Origin of the sequence: Salicibibacter kimchii, assembly GCF_003336365.1 — a bacterium.
Classification (GTDB): domain Bacteria; phylum Bacillota; class Bacilli; order Bacillales; family Marinococcaceae; genus Salicibibacter; species Salicibibacter kimchii.
In genome coordinates this window covers 2,416,908-2,433,055 of the sequence record NZ_CP031092.1, presented here as the reverse complement: position 1 = coordinate 2,433,055, position 16,148 = coordinate 2,416,908, and the positions used below count along the sequence as shown (strand labels likewise).

The following is a 16,148-nucleotide window of genomic DNA, read 5'->3' as shown; positions in this document are numbered from 1 at the left end:
AGAAACCAACCTTTCAGATGGCCAAAAATTATCATTTTCCAATAACTGCATCTATTTGATCAAAAAGCGGGGATACGTTTCTTCACCATCCATGATTTTCTGCTCCATAAAACAACTCTGCTTAGTTTTTAAACGTCCGAAGATTCAGGGATTCACGTGCCTCCCGGGGAGTCATCGGCTCGACATTCACACCCTGAAGAATACCGACAGCCTTATCCACCAATTGTGCGTTTGTACCAAGGATCCCTTTTTCAAGATAAAGGTTATCTTCCAAACCCACACGTACATTTCCACCAAGTAATGCCGCCTGAGCCACCATCGGCAATTGCAAACGGCCGATGCCAAAAGCAGACCAGGTCGCTCCATTGACAATACGGTCCCGCATATAGGTAATGGTTTCGGCATCCGCCGCAGCCCCCCACGGGATACCCAAACAGAACTGATACATTGGATCTCCGTCAACTAATCCATCCTGAATCAGATGGTTGGCTAAACGAATCTGACCGGTATCAAAGATCTCTAATTCAGGCTTCACACCGCTTTCCTGTATGAGTGCTGCATGTTCACGCAACCATCCGGCTGGTCCCAGGTATACTTGATCACCGAAATTGATACTGCCACAGTCGAGCGTGCATATTTCCGGGAGTAACTTCTCCACAGGTTCATGGCGTTCTTTTGCCGTTTGGATATCCGTCCCCGGGCCTCCTTGGGTCGGATTGTCCTGATCTGGAACAAAGTCGCCACCACCGCCTGCGGTAATATTAATAATTACATCTGTATCCGACTCGCGAATACGCTCCACCACTTCTCGGAATAGTGCTGGATCATGACTCAAATTTCCAGTTTTCGGATCACGTACGTGAATATGCGCAATGGCCGCTCCTGCTTTTGCGGATTCGATAGCCGCGGCTGCAATCTGCTTCGGTGTCACCGGGACATGTTTACTTTTCTGTGTTGTCTCTCCTGCGCCTGTAACGGCAGCTGTAATGATAGATTTGTTCGCCATTAGTGATTTCCTCCTTATTGATCGGTATCCTCCCCGGGAATCCTTGCGGCAAATTTAATCCGCATCCCTCCTGACGAAGGGGCACGGTGATCAGCAAGTGTTTGTTTTGTTGTTATGGCCAAAAGGCGCGGTCTACCTACCGGCGAACAATAGAACTGCAGGCCGCTGCGGGCTCATTCTCCGATCGGTATTCAATAAATGGGCGATTTCCGGGCCTCTGATCGCTACTAAACAGTGGGCTGGCACACCCAGAACGACGAAGCCGTCTAGATGTGCCAGCCCATAAAATAGAGTACTTCCTCACTCTCACATGAACGTGGGCTATGGCAAGCAACCCATACCACGCTTCGGCTTATTTAGCCGGAAGTTATGGATAAATATAGGGTGTTTACTCAGTATTGTTCGCCCCCGGCGACCGTCGCCGTAATAATGGACTTGCCCATCATTATGCCCACATAAGACGCCTCGGTGATGCTTACAAGTCTGGGCTCGGAATGGTCTCGACTGGTAACTCTCGATCGAGCCAATCGTGATAAAAGGTCTCCAAGTCTGGCAGGAAATCAAAAACGATCGGGTATCCCGGGGCCGCCGCCTCCACTTCCAACAGCGTGGCACAGCCCGGGCAAATAAACTCGCGAATTTCCATCCATTCGGGATCATAGCTATGACGTCCAGGATAGATTTCGGCAATCTCTTCTTCGTCATCCCGAACATTGATCGCGGCCTTCAGCTTCCAGTTGCTAGTGTAGTGACCAAATTCATAACCGCAGCCACATTTGACGACTCGTTCACCTTGCGGCTCCCCCTGCTTGGCAACGATATACAAGTGTTCCCCGATCGGTAACAAGATCGGATCGTTGAATTTTACCTGTTCCTGAAGAATATCGATGTACTTGAAAAATCGATCGTCATCTTTATACTGACTCATAATCGATCGCGTCGACTGCCAAGGAAGTTGGCCGTCAATCAAGTCACGAATGGTGTCGTGATTATAGCTTGCCATCATCATCGCTCCTCACATTACAAAGTCATTGGGCAGGCGCCAGAATTCTCGGAACTCCTCGTTAAAACGGCTAGAAATGCCCATGGTATCCTGATACATCTTACGTACCTCAGTGACGAAGTCCCTTTCCAACACCCGCTTACGCTCGGACTCGATCCAATCCTCGACCGAAACAGCCTTATTCAACCGGGCATTCCGGGTTTTCTCCCGCAGGGATGCGGTTGCTTCTTCATCGACATGCCATATGTTGCGTTCCTCATCATGATCAAGCACTACAGCATGGGTCCTTTCGGCAATTTCTGCCGTCACATAGCCGTTTTCCACATCCCGGGCGATCTCCAACGGGTCACGTTCAATGGGATCGCCGTAGCCGCCACCACCATTGTATGAGTGGGCAAACAGATCGCCGGATTGCAATGGTTTGTCGATATGCGGACCTTCCACCACATTCTTGTCGCCCTCGACCAACCGCTCCATGTCGCTCATGTAGGGATCGCTCCCCAACTCGTGGGGCAACGGTTTCCGTTCCTCGGCCATCTGCTCGATGTTGCTGTTACGCACGGTAAAGTGCCTGTGAGCCGTCGGTGCCGGGTAACCGCCGCACATGCCGGCATTGTCAAATACACGACTGGAATGCTCGGACGTGGCTATCGTCAATTCGTCTGTGTTATGCACGAGCCACGTCGAAGTGAAGGACGTACCACCGCGATAGCGACCGGGACCACCCGAATCAGCCGTGATGCTTCGACCTAAGTAGAGCATCGGTATACCCTGTTCCCACACCTCCATATTGCCCATGTCGGATTCGGGATTCCAACCAACATACCCGGTATCAATCCCGTCTTTAATACCGAGAGCACCACTTCCGGCTGCTGCGCATTCAAACAAAGCCATCCCGAACTGATCGCCGTACTGGCTTTGACCGCCCATTTCAACCATCGGACTGTTTACCTGACCGACAAACGCCTCTTCTTTGAAGCCCCGGCCTACAAAACCCCGACTTAGCAACCGCTGAAAAACGCCGAAGGCTGGTAACAGAAGCGACCAAGACGTGGCCGTCGCCACGGTGTGCCGATCTGGATTGGTCCAGGTTCCCAACGGTAAGTTCATATCGGTGGCCAGCCAGGCTCCGTCATTCACCTTGCCTTCATAGTTCATCGACTGGGTGAGGGTGACAAATAAACCGCCATCCATGCCGGCTGGCGTACAATTCATCGAGTGATAGCCCCAAGAACCGGTGCCCTCGAAGTCCAAGTGCATTTGGCCGTCCCCGCGCACGTCTAGTTCGAGGGGGATAGAATACAGCAGGTTCTCATCACCTAAGGGCAAGATGCCTGGTTTGCCTTCAGTGAGATGACCAAAAAACGTGTGTCCTCGATAGCGCCCAGGTACCATGAGCTGTTTCACCCGCGAAAGTTGCGCGCGACGACCTTCTTCGATGAATTCCCTGGTAGCCCGCTTATAGTAGTCCAAACCGACGTCATCGATCAGCTCTTTCACCTGATCCCGTAATTCGAGGTTAGCTGCCACCTTCGCTTTGTCGTCGAACATCCAATAGATGGGCATACGGAGATTCCGCTCCAATCGGATCAAATAATCCCGGCGCAGCTCGTCATTATAGCCCACTTTTTCTGCGGTAACGAACAAGCCCTCGGTGAATCGTTCTTGAGCCAAGTATACGTCACCACCCGGCGTGATGCCGCCGACCTCCAATTCGTGGGCGACCGTCCCCGCCCAACCGACCAGCTCGTCATCATGAAAAATCGGTACGACGACCATCACATCCGGTACTTGTACCGTACCGATGAAGGCGTCATTATTGGCGAAAATGTCACCGGGACAAATGCCGGGCGACTCCTCGTAACCATTTTGAATCATCCATTTGATGAACCGGCTCATCGTGTGTACGTGAACCATAATTCCGGTGGAAAGGCTAATCGCATCGCCTTCGGGCGTATACAAGGCCACGACCATTTCCCCCACCTCTCGTACGCCGGGTGAAGCAGAAATGCTACGGGCCATCTCTCGGGCGGCTATCGTCATCGAACGAAGCTTTGTGTGCAGGCTTTCGTAGCGAAGAGGATCGTACTCACGGTATTTCAATTCCGTTATGCCGGCGTAACATCCCGTTTCTCGGAATCTTCGGTCGTACTCGAGCAACTGCTCCTTAACTGTCATCGTTTCGTTTGCTGATGCGTCATTCATAAGGATCCTCCTTTTTCAGGTTGAGCAACGGTCTACAGTACGTAATCCGCTGATTTTTGCGCTTGCTCGCCATGTTCATAATGCAAAATGGTCCATTCATCTATACGGACCCGGTCCCCCGACGGAATGACCAAGGTCGTAGCCGGGTGCTCCACAATGGCGGGGCCCTCAAGCACGTTACCAGGCTCCAGCATATCCATTTCCCACAGCTGTGCCTCCTGCCAGGCACGATTGTAATACATGGACCGCGTCCCTTTATTGGCCTCGGGTTTAGGTTCCGCGGAACCCAAGGGGCGACGAGTTAACTCTGGCTTCACTTTTTCCACGCGAGCGCTTAAGCCAAGTTCCATAATGGTGAAGCCGGCTTCGGCTTCTCCATAGCTAGACACGCTGCGGTTGATCGTTTCGTACAAGGTTTCAAAATCCTGTGTGAGCCGATCTAAGTCGTCGTCTGACTCCAGTTTCATCGTCGGTGCTGTCACTTCTACATCTTCCAATTGGCCGGTGTACCGCATCATCGCGAAGGGCTCGCAGGTGACTGCATCCGATTCATGGCCTTCAGCGACCAACTCAGCGCGGGCACGAGTGTTGAGGTCGTCCCAAATCTCATTAATTTGCCGGCGAACCTCATCTCGATCCTGCTCCGACATATCGGGGCCGATCATCATTTGGACGGATTGGCTATGCCGGTGCAAATAATCCGCAGTTGTGCAACCAAAGGCTGAAAAGGCCGCCGCAAACGGGAATGTCATAATACCGCTAAAACCTAGGCCGCGGCTGTACTCGGCCATGTGAAGCGGACCGGACCCGCCGTAGGACATCAAGTGGTACTCACTTGGATCAACACCGCGAGTAGAAATGATAGATTCAATGGAAGACCTAGCTTCCATTTCTAGCAAGTTCACCATCCCTTCAGCCGCTTCGTACACATCCACTTCCAAGGGATCGGCAACTTTTTCCTGAAGGACCTGCTTTGCCTTCTCAACATTGAGCCGAACCCTACCACCGAGAAAGTTGTCCGGGTTCAAGCGGCCCATGATTGCATCACAGTCAGCAATCGTCGGCTCCGTGCCGCCCATATCCATGGCCACTGGGCCCGGGACAGAGCCAGCGCTTTCGGGCCCTAAACTAACCTTGTGCGTATAAGGATCTACCTTGACGATGGTACCGCCGCCGGCACCAATGGTATCCATCGCTAACGTCGGAAGGTTTAACTTAAATCGGGCCAAGGTAGGCTCATTATCAATAGGGATTTTGCCACGGGTAATGGCACCGATGTCAAAACTCGTCCCACCCATATCGCTAACGATCACCGAGTCCGTACCGACCAACTCACCGACATGTTTGGCGCCCAAAAGGCCCCCGACCGGTCCCGAGATCATCGTCTCGTGAAGACGGGGATAGCGCACGTTGGCGAGCCCCCCATAAGAAAGCATCGTTTGCATACTGTGCTGAAAACCTTGTTGCTTAGCGGCGGCTTCGACGCCCAGCAACTGCTCACGGCCCTTAGCGGTTGCATATGCCTCAATGAGCGTGCTGTTTAACCGGGACTGCTCGCGAATGATCGGACGAACCTGATGACTAGAGTAGACCGGGATATCGACGCCTTCCTCCGCCAGTACCCGTCGAGCCGTCTCGCCAATTTGCAATTCGTGTTCAGGATTAACGTGGGAATACATACAGCAAATGCACAACGCCTCGATATCCTGCTCCAAGAGCTCTTTTACACCGCTAATAACCTCGTGCTCATAAGCGGGAATGACCACCTGACCGAACTGATCGATACGCTCGGTCACGCCGCGCACACGGCTACGGGGTACGAGGGGGTCGGGATGGGCGTGGGTGACCGCATGCAAGCGGTCTGGATATGAATAACCCGACCATGTCTGCAACCCTCTTCCCATAAGTACAGCGTCTTCCATTCCTCTCGTCACGATGAGCCCGATGCGTTTGCCTGTCCTGGATAGCAACGTATTCAGCATACCCGTACCTGAATATAGGATGACCTCCAACTCTTCAAAGGTTTTGTCTGTATCCAGATTCCAAAGGTCGGTAGCATCTCGGGCAGATTCTATAAATCCTTCCGCTTCGTAACCGGGCGTGGTCGGCGCCTTACCGACCGCGAAGTTGCCCTGTTTATCCACGAGAATCGTGTCGGTCATCGTCCCACCGGCATCGATGCCAAGTACGAGTGGTGTTGTCTGTTTCATGACGTAACTCTCCCTTCGTTGTGATTTAGGTACCTAGCTATGTAGGCTTTCATTTTTCTTTCTTTAGATGTTCAAGTGATTATCCATTTTTATCACGCAATTCCCCCTTCCTATAAAAATAACCGTCCGGACGGTTTTTTATCGATGTGCCAAGTCTTCTTTTTGTTATCGAAAACTAATTTTTTGTTTATAGAATTCTCTTAAGCTGAATTTTTTCGTTATTGTTATCGGAGGAATAGTGAGGAAGATTTTAAAAAAACTACACCGATTTATCCATGGTATCGAATAAGGGCCAATCGGTCACCAGGCGGTATAACCTCCGTCAATTACAAGTTCTGAACCGGTAACAAACTTGGATTCTTCGCTCGCCAGATAAAGGGCTCCATTTGCAATATCATTTGGTTCGCCAATATGGCCGACCGGGTGCCAAGAATTGAGCTCGTCTTCGGTAACGTATCCGCCCTCTCCTTCGATTGAGTCTTTCACCATTGGTGTTTTGATGTATCCTGGATGAATACTGTTGACACGAATATTATATTTCGATTGTGCGCAGTGAAGGGCTGCGGATTTGGTCAGGCCCCTGACACCTCCTTTACTTGCGTCATAAGCCGGAATGTTGGCATTGCCGATGATCCCTTGAATGGAGGATAAATTGATAATGGAACCCTCGGACCGGCTGTTTTTCATACCGAGTATCCCATGTTTCGTCCCCAGGAAAACTCCGCTCAAATTGACGTCAATCGTTCTCTTCCAGTCATCTAAAGAAATTTCTTCGACATTGCCCCGAATCTCAATACCCGCGCAGTTGACGACGGCATTTAAACCTCCGAATTCTTCCACAATCTTATTAATGACGTTTTCCCACTCATTTTCTTTCGTTATATCGTGCCGCAAGAACAGTGCCCGCCCACCCTCATCTTGAATTTCTCTTGCCTTTTCTTGTCCGTTTTCTTCGTTGATATCACTTAATACGATGATTGCACCTTCTTGTGCAAATCTTTTCCCAGTGGCGGCTCCTAAACCCGAACTCCCACCAGTAATCAAAGCCACTTTCCCGTCCAATCGTCCCAAAATGATAACCTCCTTATACGCATAATAGGCTTCTAGGCATATTACTGAGGGAGGTGCGGCTGGGGATTTTTTGATGCGTGTGAACCGCAAAAATTCTTTTATCTTATTATCCATTTTTTATCACGCAATCCTCCCTCCTAGCCTATAAATATAGTAACCGTCCATACGGTATGTTGTCAATGTACTAATTCTTCTCTTTGTATGTAAAACGAACTTTTTGATAGCAGAATCTCCCTAAGCTGAATTTTTTCGTTGTTGTTATCGGAGGAGTTCTGAGCCAGTTACAAATTTGAACTCTTTGCTGAGCAGAAGCGACAAGGAATCTTTTCTTAATGCGTGTGACCTGTAAGAATTCTGGCCACAAACGATTTTGACTTTTCACCCCTCCGCTATAATCGACAGTTAAGCGAATGTTATCTTCCTCATTGCAATATTCAGGGTTTTCATTTAAAGGCAGCAATTCTTTCTCAAGACACCTTTTTGGGGGAGAATTATATTGTCGAAACGGATAGGATCAATGTCGTACATTTGATCTCCAAACCTACAAGACATATTACATCCTTGTTCGTTTGTTTTACATCATCTAAAACAACAGATACTGTCATAAAAAAACTGGACAGCATCTGTTAGGTGAAAGCAACAGCAACTTGAAGTCATTTCAATCATCTATAAAGTTTCTATCTAACCATCTAAACGGTGAGGTAACCATATCATTTTCCCCGTGTCAGACTATCGAATCTTTCCAGTATATCCCTTCTAAGCCCCTCTTGTGGTGGAGCTAGCTCAAATATATCACTGAACCACAACCCATCAATGACAAGTCTATAGATCGTTGCCAAAACCGGATCCAATCCATCTTGTTCTATTTTTTCTTGCCATTCTTGATAGTGATCTTGTACGGGTTTTAATAGTTCTTTGTCTGTTGCAATTGCCGCTAATAAGCCTGCTCTCAGTTGCTGTGGATTATTGAGTGATGCTTCAGCATAAGATCTTAAAAAATGTCCATTATCGATATCATTAGTATCGATATTTTCCATTTCTTCCGAATAACGTCCTAAGACTTCTTTAATTACTCCTTGAATTAACGCGCTTTTACTCGGAAAGTGATAAAGTAAACCACCCTTACTAACCCCTGCCTCTTTTGCAACATTTTCTATTGTCAAATATGCGACTCCTCTGTCGTTGATAACACGCTGAGTTGCCTCAAGTAACTCATCATCTAATTTTTTCAAAATGTACTTATTCCTCCCATATATTTTCCATAACCATAACCGTCTTTCCGGTTTGTTGTCAATAAAATACTAGACAAGGTTATTTGAACTTATAGGGGGATAAAGTATATACTCCTTAATCTTTTTATTTATTTATATTACGCCCCTTTTCAACATAAATATCTTCTTCTTGATCAGCTATCTGATTCCCTTTAGTATATGTCGATTTGTTTTTACCAAAATCTTCTCTGACAGTTTTAATAAAAGAAATGGTCACCAAAGCAAAAACCAAAATCATAGGAACTCCTACAACAACGGAAGCTAACTGAACTGCCTCTAGTCCACCTATATATAGTATGAATATACCTACTAAACCAAGTACAAATGCCCAAAATAACCTTTGGATACGGGGAGGCTGACCCATATTATCCAATTTCTTACTGGACATGGAAGCTAAAATAAAAGAAGCGGCGTCAAAGGTAGTTGCAGAGAATATCAGATAGACTACAATGAGTAGTGCTATTATGATTGTACTAAAAGGTAATGAATTCATAACTGCCACTACAGCGTCAGTCGCTCCTTCTTCAACCAGTATTGAAGTTAATGGGATTGATTCGAATAGCTGAAGATGCAATCCGTAGTTACCATAGACACTAAAGAATACCCAACATCCCACCGGACCTAAGAGGCACTGGGCCAATATCATCTGTCTTATCGTACGCCCTTTTGAAACCCTGGCGGTAAACAAACCTATCAATGCTGCATAACCAATCCACCAAGCCCAATAAAAAACGGTCCATGTTTGAGGAAATCCTTCATTCCGGATGGGGTCTAGATTCAAACCCATTTGAAAAAAATTACTTAACATTGTACCTAAGCTGTGTATGGAATTATCTAACATAAAGATTGTTGGACCTGCAATAAACACGAAAGCAGTTATTACTATGACGAGAATGATATTAAAATTTGATAGTCTTTTAATCCCCTTATTAAGTCCAACATACACACTTGTACCAAATATAATCACCCAAAGAGCGATAACAATGACTAATAGACCAAATGTTACAGGAATATTAAATAACTCGCCTATAAATCTTGCTACCATGGGGGCTACCAAACCTATACTTGTTCCTACCACCCCGATCAAACCAACTATCGTTATAATATCGATGATTTTACCAACTATACCGTCGGAATGTTTTCCTAATATAGGTCTACACACAGCACTAAGTTTTAAATAAGGTATCTTTTTTATGTAAAGGGCATATGCTATAGGTATACTGGGAAGAGCATAAATAGCCCATGTGAGAATACCCCAGTGGAAAAAACTATAAGGAATAGCCCACTCTGCTGCACTTAATGTTTCTGGCTCTATGCCAAAAGGGGGGCCATTAAAAAAATGTAATGGTTCCATTATAGATTCATACATAATTTCCGCAGCTATCCCAGTGGTAAAAATCATTGCGAACCAACTAAAAGTTGAAAACTCTGGTTTATCATCGGGATCCCCTAGTTTGGTTCGACCTAATCGCCCAAAAAGTATCCAAATAAAAAAAACAAGTATCGCAAAAGGAAATAATAGATAGAGCCACCCAAAATTACTAGTGATGAAATCTAATGTTGTGCCTACAATATTTTCCGCAGCCGAAGGATTTATCCCAATAGGTACTAATACTAGCAATAAAATTACTAAAACAGGCCAGAGTATTTTGTGATCTAAGTTCAAGTTTTTCACGTTGTTGACTCCCTTCAAAAAATAATATTTTAAAAAGTGATCGTATGTAACGTTACCCTCATTAAGTAACTCAGATTACGCGCTCTTAATCCTTCAACATATTCCATGTAACACCCCTATGATTGCACAGGCAAACTTCGATGAAATGGATGGTGTTCGATTCAATGCGATATCGTTATACAAATTTTCGATCTTGAAGGAAAAAAAGTCTGCATTATCGATTACGGGTTTGAAATTTCGACATTATTTCTATTTCTGGAAGGTTGGTATAGATAGCCATATTCATCTCGAGCAGTTTCATGATTTTCGTCACCTTGGGGCGATTATTGTATGGAGATAAACGGTGGGTTTAACCGTTTTTTTCCGAAGCCGGCTTTCCACAACCTGTTGTCCTTTATAGTCTTTGAGCATATCGACATCAGACAACCCGCTTTTGTTTTTGACATTTGTGATTAAAATGAGGGTTGAAGCTTGTTCATCCAGGCGTTTTATTCTTCGCAGAAGCCGATTTGGATTGCCACTCAAGACAGGGTCACGATAAACGATGGTGCCTCACCTCCTCTTGGCTTTCTGCATCATTTTCGTTTACATTTTTGTTGTTGGGCCACGATATGCCCTTGGCATGTGTTGAAATCGTGATCAACCTTATACATTTGTTTAGGGCTTTTGTGGAATCCGCTTCACAAGCAAAGTTTTGCTTTTTCAATTCCCAACATCTCATCTCCAGCTTTGATTCATGTGCCTGCTTAGCACCAACCAACTTTGCTAACCATCCAGACGGTTACTATGGTAGAAGATTACGACTAAAAATACAAGTGGCAAACAAGCCTTCGCTATGATTATACGTTTCACGCAAGAGGGGAAACTTTCCGCATTTTGCTACAAAGATATACGTGACATTATAAATAGAAAAAGCCAAGCTCACACAACCTATTCACGTTTAACCCAGTGTCACTGAGGACGTTGGTATGGGGATATCACATTCACCCTGACTCCCCTTTTGAAACAGCCATGTGACTTAGTACAACATTTGTTACGCTGAACGACGGCAAGATGAAACGTCTGGGCTTGCACCGTTCAGCGTATGTGCTGCCACCCGTAAAAAAAGACACCCCACATCATAATGAAGTGCCTTCAGTCCTAGTGGTATGTTTCAGAAATGCTTTCCCTGCTCTCGGATCTTGAAAAAGGTCTGAGTAATCCAATAGATACGAATAGTGGACACGCGTTCGATCATCGACATAAACGACGAACCTAGATTGCAATCCGGCATATACGGCATCGGCATGGAAGGCGAGCGAAGAGGAGCAAGACTGCCGAAAGAAGGACATCATCGGCATGAAATGAGGCCGATGCCGTGTGCGCAAGTCGAAGTATGCATGGCATTGGCATGGAAAGAGGGCAACGAGGAGGGAACATGTCGAAGGGGAGGCAACATCGGCATAAAAAGAGAGCAACGCTGTGCTGGGGAGCCGAAGCAGGCACGGGAACGTACCAGGCTTCTATTCATTTGGTTCCTTTGCCACTGTTTTTCCGAGGTTCAATCTTTGCTGTCTCGAAATCTCCTCGATGCCTTTCTTTGTTCTGTTTGCTTCTTGGATCAAATACAATTCGTCGTTCGATATACCAAAATGTTTGAAGGTTCAACGATGACGTCCATGGCTAGGTCAGCCCCAGCGCTTCGCGCGTCTCCTGCGCCGAACGTTTATCCGTCGAAAACGCTGCGAGATCAGCCATAAAATTCCTTTAGAACACGTGCTTCAAACGTTTATATAATATCGAGCAAAATCCCGGGTGATTTTTAAAAACGGTTCTATGATGACAAATCAACACGGAGAACAAATGTTTAACAAACGTTTTGTCCACTTGCTGCTCTGCTTTGAACGCATAGGAATTTCTGGTACGTTGTACTAGTTGTTTTTTTCGTTATAGAGAATGGTTGCTTTCGCTAATGTCTTCGCTCCGATAACCATGGCTTCTTCATCAATATCAAATTGATTATGATGATACGGGTAGACAATCCTTTTCTCTGCATTTGCTGATCCTGTAAAAAAATATGAACCTGGAACTTTATTGAGGAAATGAGAAAAGTCTTCTCCACCCATTTGTGGTGGCATTTCCGTAACATTCTCCTTGCCGACGACAGCTTTTCCACTATCAACAATGATATCGGTCTCTTCGGGGTGATTCCACGTCGCCGGGTGTCCTTCTTCATAATCTAGCCGATACGTCCCTCCCCCTGCTTCTGTAACGGCGGCAGTTATTTTTTTCACATTGTGAATAACAGCCTCTCTTACTTCTTGAGAAAATGTTCGTATTGTTCCTTTTAAAATAACAGAGTCTGCGATCGTATTTGCGCCTTCGCCACCATGAATGGAGCCAATACTAATGACAGCGGAGTCTAATGGATCGATTTTACGACTAACAATCGTTTGTAACTGGTTCTCGAGCTGAGAAGCCATCATCACAGCATCGCTCGTCTGATGAGGAAAGGCCCCATGCCCACCTTGTCCAATCACCTCAATTTCAAAACGGTCAGAAAACGCCATAATATAGCCGTGACGATAAATGACTTTGCCAACAGGATAGGCATTCTCCATATGAGTGGTAAAGACCGCATCGACACCTTCAAGTGCGCCGTCTTCAACCATATATTTCGCCCCTCCGGGGACAGCTTCTTCGGCATGTTGATGAATAAATACGATGTTACCAGCTAATTCATGTTTCCATTCGCTAAATGCTTTCGCAAGACCTAACGCAATCGCTGTGTGGGCATCGTGACCACAAGCATGCATCACGCCCGGAAATTTCGATTTATAAGGCACATCGTTTTTTTCGTTTATGGGTAATGCATCAAAATCGGCACGAATGCCAACCGTTTTTCCTGGTTTAGCTCCTCTGAGAATCCCGACAACTCCGCGTCCACCTACGTTTGTTTTCACCTCTAACCCTAGATTCGTTAAATACTCGGCGATAACTTCTGGTGTCCTTACTTCTTTATGGGAAATTATGGGATGCATGTGTAGATCGCGACGAATGACTATCATTTCCTCTTTTAACGCTTCAAGTCTTGCAAAAATACTTGTTTCCACGACTTCGTCCTCCTAATATTAAACACACTAACCAATTCTCGTTTTTGATTTCTTTTCTAATCTCCCGAGCAAAAGATCAGAAATAATGGCAATGCCGGCCGCGGGAATAGCACCTGCGTATATACGCACATCATCACGCGCGTTAATACCGGCGACAATCTCCCGTCCTAACCCATCGCCACCAACAAATGGGGCAATGGACGCAACGCCGATCGCTACGACGGCTGCCACCCGAAAACCTGCGGTTGGGGTCAACAACAGCGGATTGGCGTTATACGCGCGCTTGCCGCGGAGCCGCCAGTTATCTTGATGGACGAACCGTTTAGTGCACTTGATCCAATCAGTCGTGAGCAATTGCAAGACGAACTTGTACGTTTACAAAAAGAAATCAATAAAACGATTGTGTTTGTGACGCATGATATTGATGAGGCTTTAAAAATAGGGGATCAAATTATCTTAATGAGAGAAGGGGAAGTCGAACAACAAGGCACGCCTAACGAATTGCTTAGTGAACCAGTTAGTGATTTTGCCGTCGATTTTATTGGGGACCATCGTTTAAACAAAGCTAAAAAACAGGTGAGAGTAGAAGATTTGATGACTGAAAATGATGAAACGCTTTTTATCGATTCCGACATTCCGAAAGCCCTGGAATTGATGTTTGTTCCAAGGGGTTTCGCCTGATTTGCAGGAGAAAAAATCCTAGAAAAATCGATCCCTCACTGCTAAACGCTTGCGCCTTACGCTCAAATTGCGAAGGATGGCGCTACAATGGCGAAAACTTCTGCGGAAAAACGGACGAGCTAAGGCCCCGGAGTACTCGTCTTGCGCGAGGAGGCTTGGCTAGAAATACTAAACCAACGTTCAATTTGATTGAGTCATGAGCAGTTTTCGGTGTATTAATGAATCGGATGCGTGCTTCGGCTTCCCAGCACTCCTATGCTCTTCTTTCATGCCGATGCTTTCCTTCCTTCGGCATAGTTGCTGCGCCTCGCTTCCTTTTTCATGCCGAAACCAAGGATGCTTCGGCTTCCGAGTGTCCCTTTTCCTTCGTTTCATGCCAATGCCGTCCTGTCTTCGGCATTTGCTCTACCCCCCCTTCCCATGCCGATGCCTTTTTATTTTGGCTCCCGCGCTAGTGCTTATCACCCCACACCCTGGGCTCATCACTTGTTTTACATAGAGCGGGGAATATCAAAAAACATCCAGGTGTTGGTGCAACAACTGATGGGGTATCTTTTTTCAGCCATTCTACGCTCTTCTTGCGCGAGGGGGCTTGACCGTTCGTTCGCGGAAAGCGAAGTCAGGGAGGCGACAACCCGTCTCCCTGGCGATCAACGAGGTGTTCAGCATCCTGCCACACTTCCAATAATCATTCGTCTTCCGTTGTGTTTCCTCCACGTTCTCCAACCATCAATAAGTCTATGCCATATTCTTTCGGCACTTTTTCGGGAATTTCAAAACGAGGGCTCTCGCTCTTCAAAAGGGTTTCTGCTTCTTCTTTTGACTTATCCAACAGATCTTCAGCCGTCTTGTTGTATTGATCCCATAGTTCTTTCCGGACATAACCGGCAATCACGGGAAAATCAAAGTTGGCCGTATCCATCACATGGGTGATCAAGAGAGCGGCATTGTGATGGGTGGCGAAGTTGATCGCTTTTTTCAATGCTTGATCAGACTGTTCAGAGCCGTCAACGGCAACGAGAATGTGTTCGTACATGGGACTCGTCTCCTTTATTACATGTGCGTTGTGTTTTTAATCCCTCGTGCACGTCTTCCATTCTTATTTACTTATTCTACCCTTACGTTGCATTTTTTCTTTATGTAAAAGGCCGGGATCTGTTTTTCATTAAAACTTGTTTCCAAAATAAAGACGCTCCCTGTTCAGGAACGTCTTGTTCATAACGTTGATCTTTTCTTTTGCATCCATAAAACAAACACCGCTATTCTTCATCAATATCCACTAATTTAGACACGATGCCTTCTTTGACTCGAACTTCATAAATTCTTTTTTCGTCTTCTAAAGCGAAGATGCCGTTGTTGAAATCTGTGTTTAAATGTTTGAAAAAAATCCCTTCATGAGCAGTGTCTTCATCTTGGTTAAAGCTTAACTCGTACGTGCCATCGGGTTGCTGATCCAGGTAAGCGGTTACCCCAAGTTCAAAATCCCAATCTTCGGGTTCATCGGCCCGAGGTTTGGGAACGACATGCAGGTCTGCTTCAGGAACCTCTTCAAGGAGAATATCAATGATGGATCCCCCGATCAACGTCGTCCAGATATTCTCCGTCCTTTGTCCGACGATGATTTGGGTCGCATCGAGGTCTTTTGCCGTTTTTGTAATCACCTTCGTGATAGCATGCGCATGGCTATTTTCAATGATAAGCTCTCCATTATATTTATCCGCGAGTTCTTGGAAAATCGGCATGTCTACGCTTTTATCATTTCTGTAATCCTCTTCCGGTAAAGCGTCAAAAACGAGAATGAACAACGAGCAATCCCATTTCTCCGCAATGGATGCCCCTCTTTTAATTAATCGTTCACCTTGCTGTCCATAGTTGATACATACAAGAATTCGTTCTTGAGCCATGAATGCTTTGCTCCCTTCCACGGTGATGAT

At 46.2% G+C, this 16,148-nt stretch carries 11 protein-coding genes and 1 pseudogene; 1 reads left to right on the top strand and 11 read right to left on the bottom strand.

Features of this window, described 5'->3' with window-relative positions:
- Positions 1-121: 121 nt before the first annotated feature.
- From DT065_RS12375 to DT065_RS12320, 9 genes are all read right to left on the bottom strand, one after another.
- The gene (locus tag DT065_RS12375; RefSeq protein WP_114373868.1) at positions 122-1,006 is read right to left on the bottom strand and encodes a beta-keto acid cleavage family enzyme; all 885 of its coding nucleotides are present in this window, start codon (positions 1,004-1,006) and stop codon (positions 122-124) included.
- A gap of 475 nt (positions 1,007-1,481) precedes the next feature.
- Complete coding sequence (locus tag DT065_RS12370; RefSeq protein WP_114373865.1) at positions 1,482-2,009, bottom strand: acetone carboxylase subunit gamma; 528 nt, start codon at positions 2,007-2,009, stop codon at positions 1,482-1,484.
- A gap of 12 nt (positions 2,010-2,021) precedes the next feature.
- Entirely contained in the window at positions 2,022-4,214 is a 2,193-nt protein-coding gene (locus tag DT065_RS12365; RefSeq protein ID WP_114373862.1) for a hydantoinase B/oxoprolinase family protein, read from the bottom strand.
- 32 nt (positions 4,215-4,246) lie between these two features.
- Positions 4,247-6,424 carry a hydantoinase/oxoprolinase family protein gene (locus DT065_RS12360; protein WP_114373859.1) on the bottom strand — a complete coding sequence of 726 codons (2,178 nt, stop codon included), beginning with the start codon at positions 6,422-6,424 and terminating at the stop codon, positions 4,247-4,249.
- Between the two features lie 300 nt (positions 6,425-6,724).
- A complete protein-coding gene (locus DT065_RS12355; protein WP_114376291.1) occupies positions 6,725-7,495 on the bottom strand; it encodes a glucose 1-dehydrogenase in 771 nt (256 codons plus the stop codon).
- Between the two features lie 710 nt (positions 7,496-8,205).
- Positions 8,206-8,727, bottom strand: a complete 522-nt coding sequence (locus DT065_RS12350; protein WP_160112536.1) for a TetR/AcrR family transcriptional regulator — start codon at positions 8,725-8,727, stop codon at positions 8,206-8,208.
- A 124-nt stretch (positions 8,728-8,851) separates the two neighbouring features.
- Positions 8,852-10,441: a BCCT family transporter gene (locus tag DT065_RS12345; protein WP_160112535.1), complete on the bottom strand. Its 1,590-nt coding sequence runs from the start codon at positions 10,439-10,441 to the stop codon at positions 8,852-8,854.
- Positions 10,442-12,351: 1,910 nt separating this feature from the next.
- Positions 12,352-13,533 carry a M20 metallopeptidase family protein gene (locus DT065_RS12325; RefSeq protein ID WP_227002584.1) on the bottom strand — a complete coding sequence of 394 codons (1,182 nt, stop codon included), beginning with the start codon at positions 13,531-13,533 and terminating at the stop codon, positions 12,352-12,354.
- Positions 13,534-13,560: 27 nt separating this feature from the next.
- Entirely contained in the window at positions 13,561-13,764 is a 204-nt protein-coding gene (locus tag DT065_RS12320; RefSeq protein WP_114373840.1) for an ABC transporter permease family protein, read from the bottom strand.
- Between the two features lie 15 nt (positions 13,765-13,779).
- Here DT065_RS12320 and DT065_RS12315 point away from each other — a divergent pair.
- Positions 13,780-14,091: pseudogene (locus DT065_RS12315) on the top strand (osmoprotectant); the annotation flags it as partial.
- A gap of 811 nt (positions 14,092-14,902) precedes the next feature.
- Here DT065_RS12315 and DT065_RS12310 read toward each other — a convergent pair.
- Together DT065_RS12310 and DT065_RS12305 are read right to left on the bottom strand one after the other, a co-directional pair.
- Complete coding sequence (locus DT065_RS12310; protein WP_114373838.1) at positions 14,903-15,250, bottom strand: universal stress protein; 348 nt, start codon at positions 15,248-15,250, stop codon at positions 14,903-14,905.
- A gap of 223 nt (positions 15,251-15,473) precedes the next feature.
- Positions 15,474-16,118: an adenine nucleotide alpha hydrolase family protein gene (locus DT065_RS12305; protein ID WP_114373835.1), complete on the bottom strand. Its 645-nt coding sequence runs from the start codon at positions 16,116-16,118 to the stop codon at positions 15,474-15,476.
- Positions 16,119-16,148 lie beyond the last annotated feature (30 nt).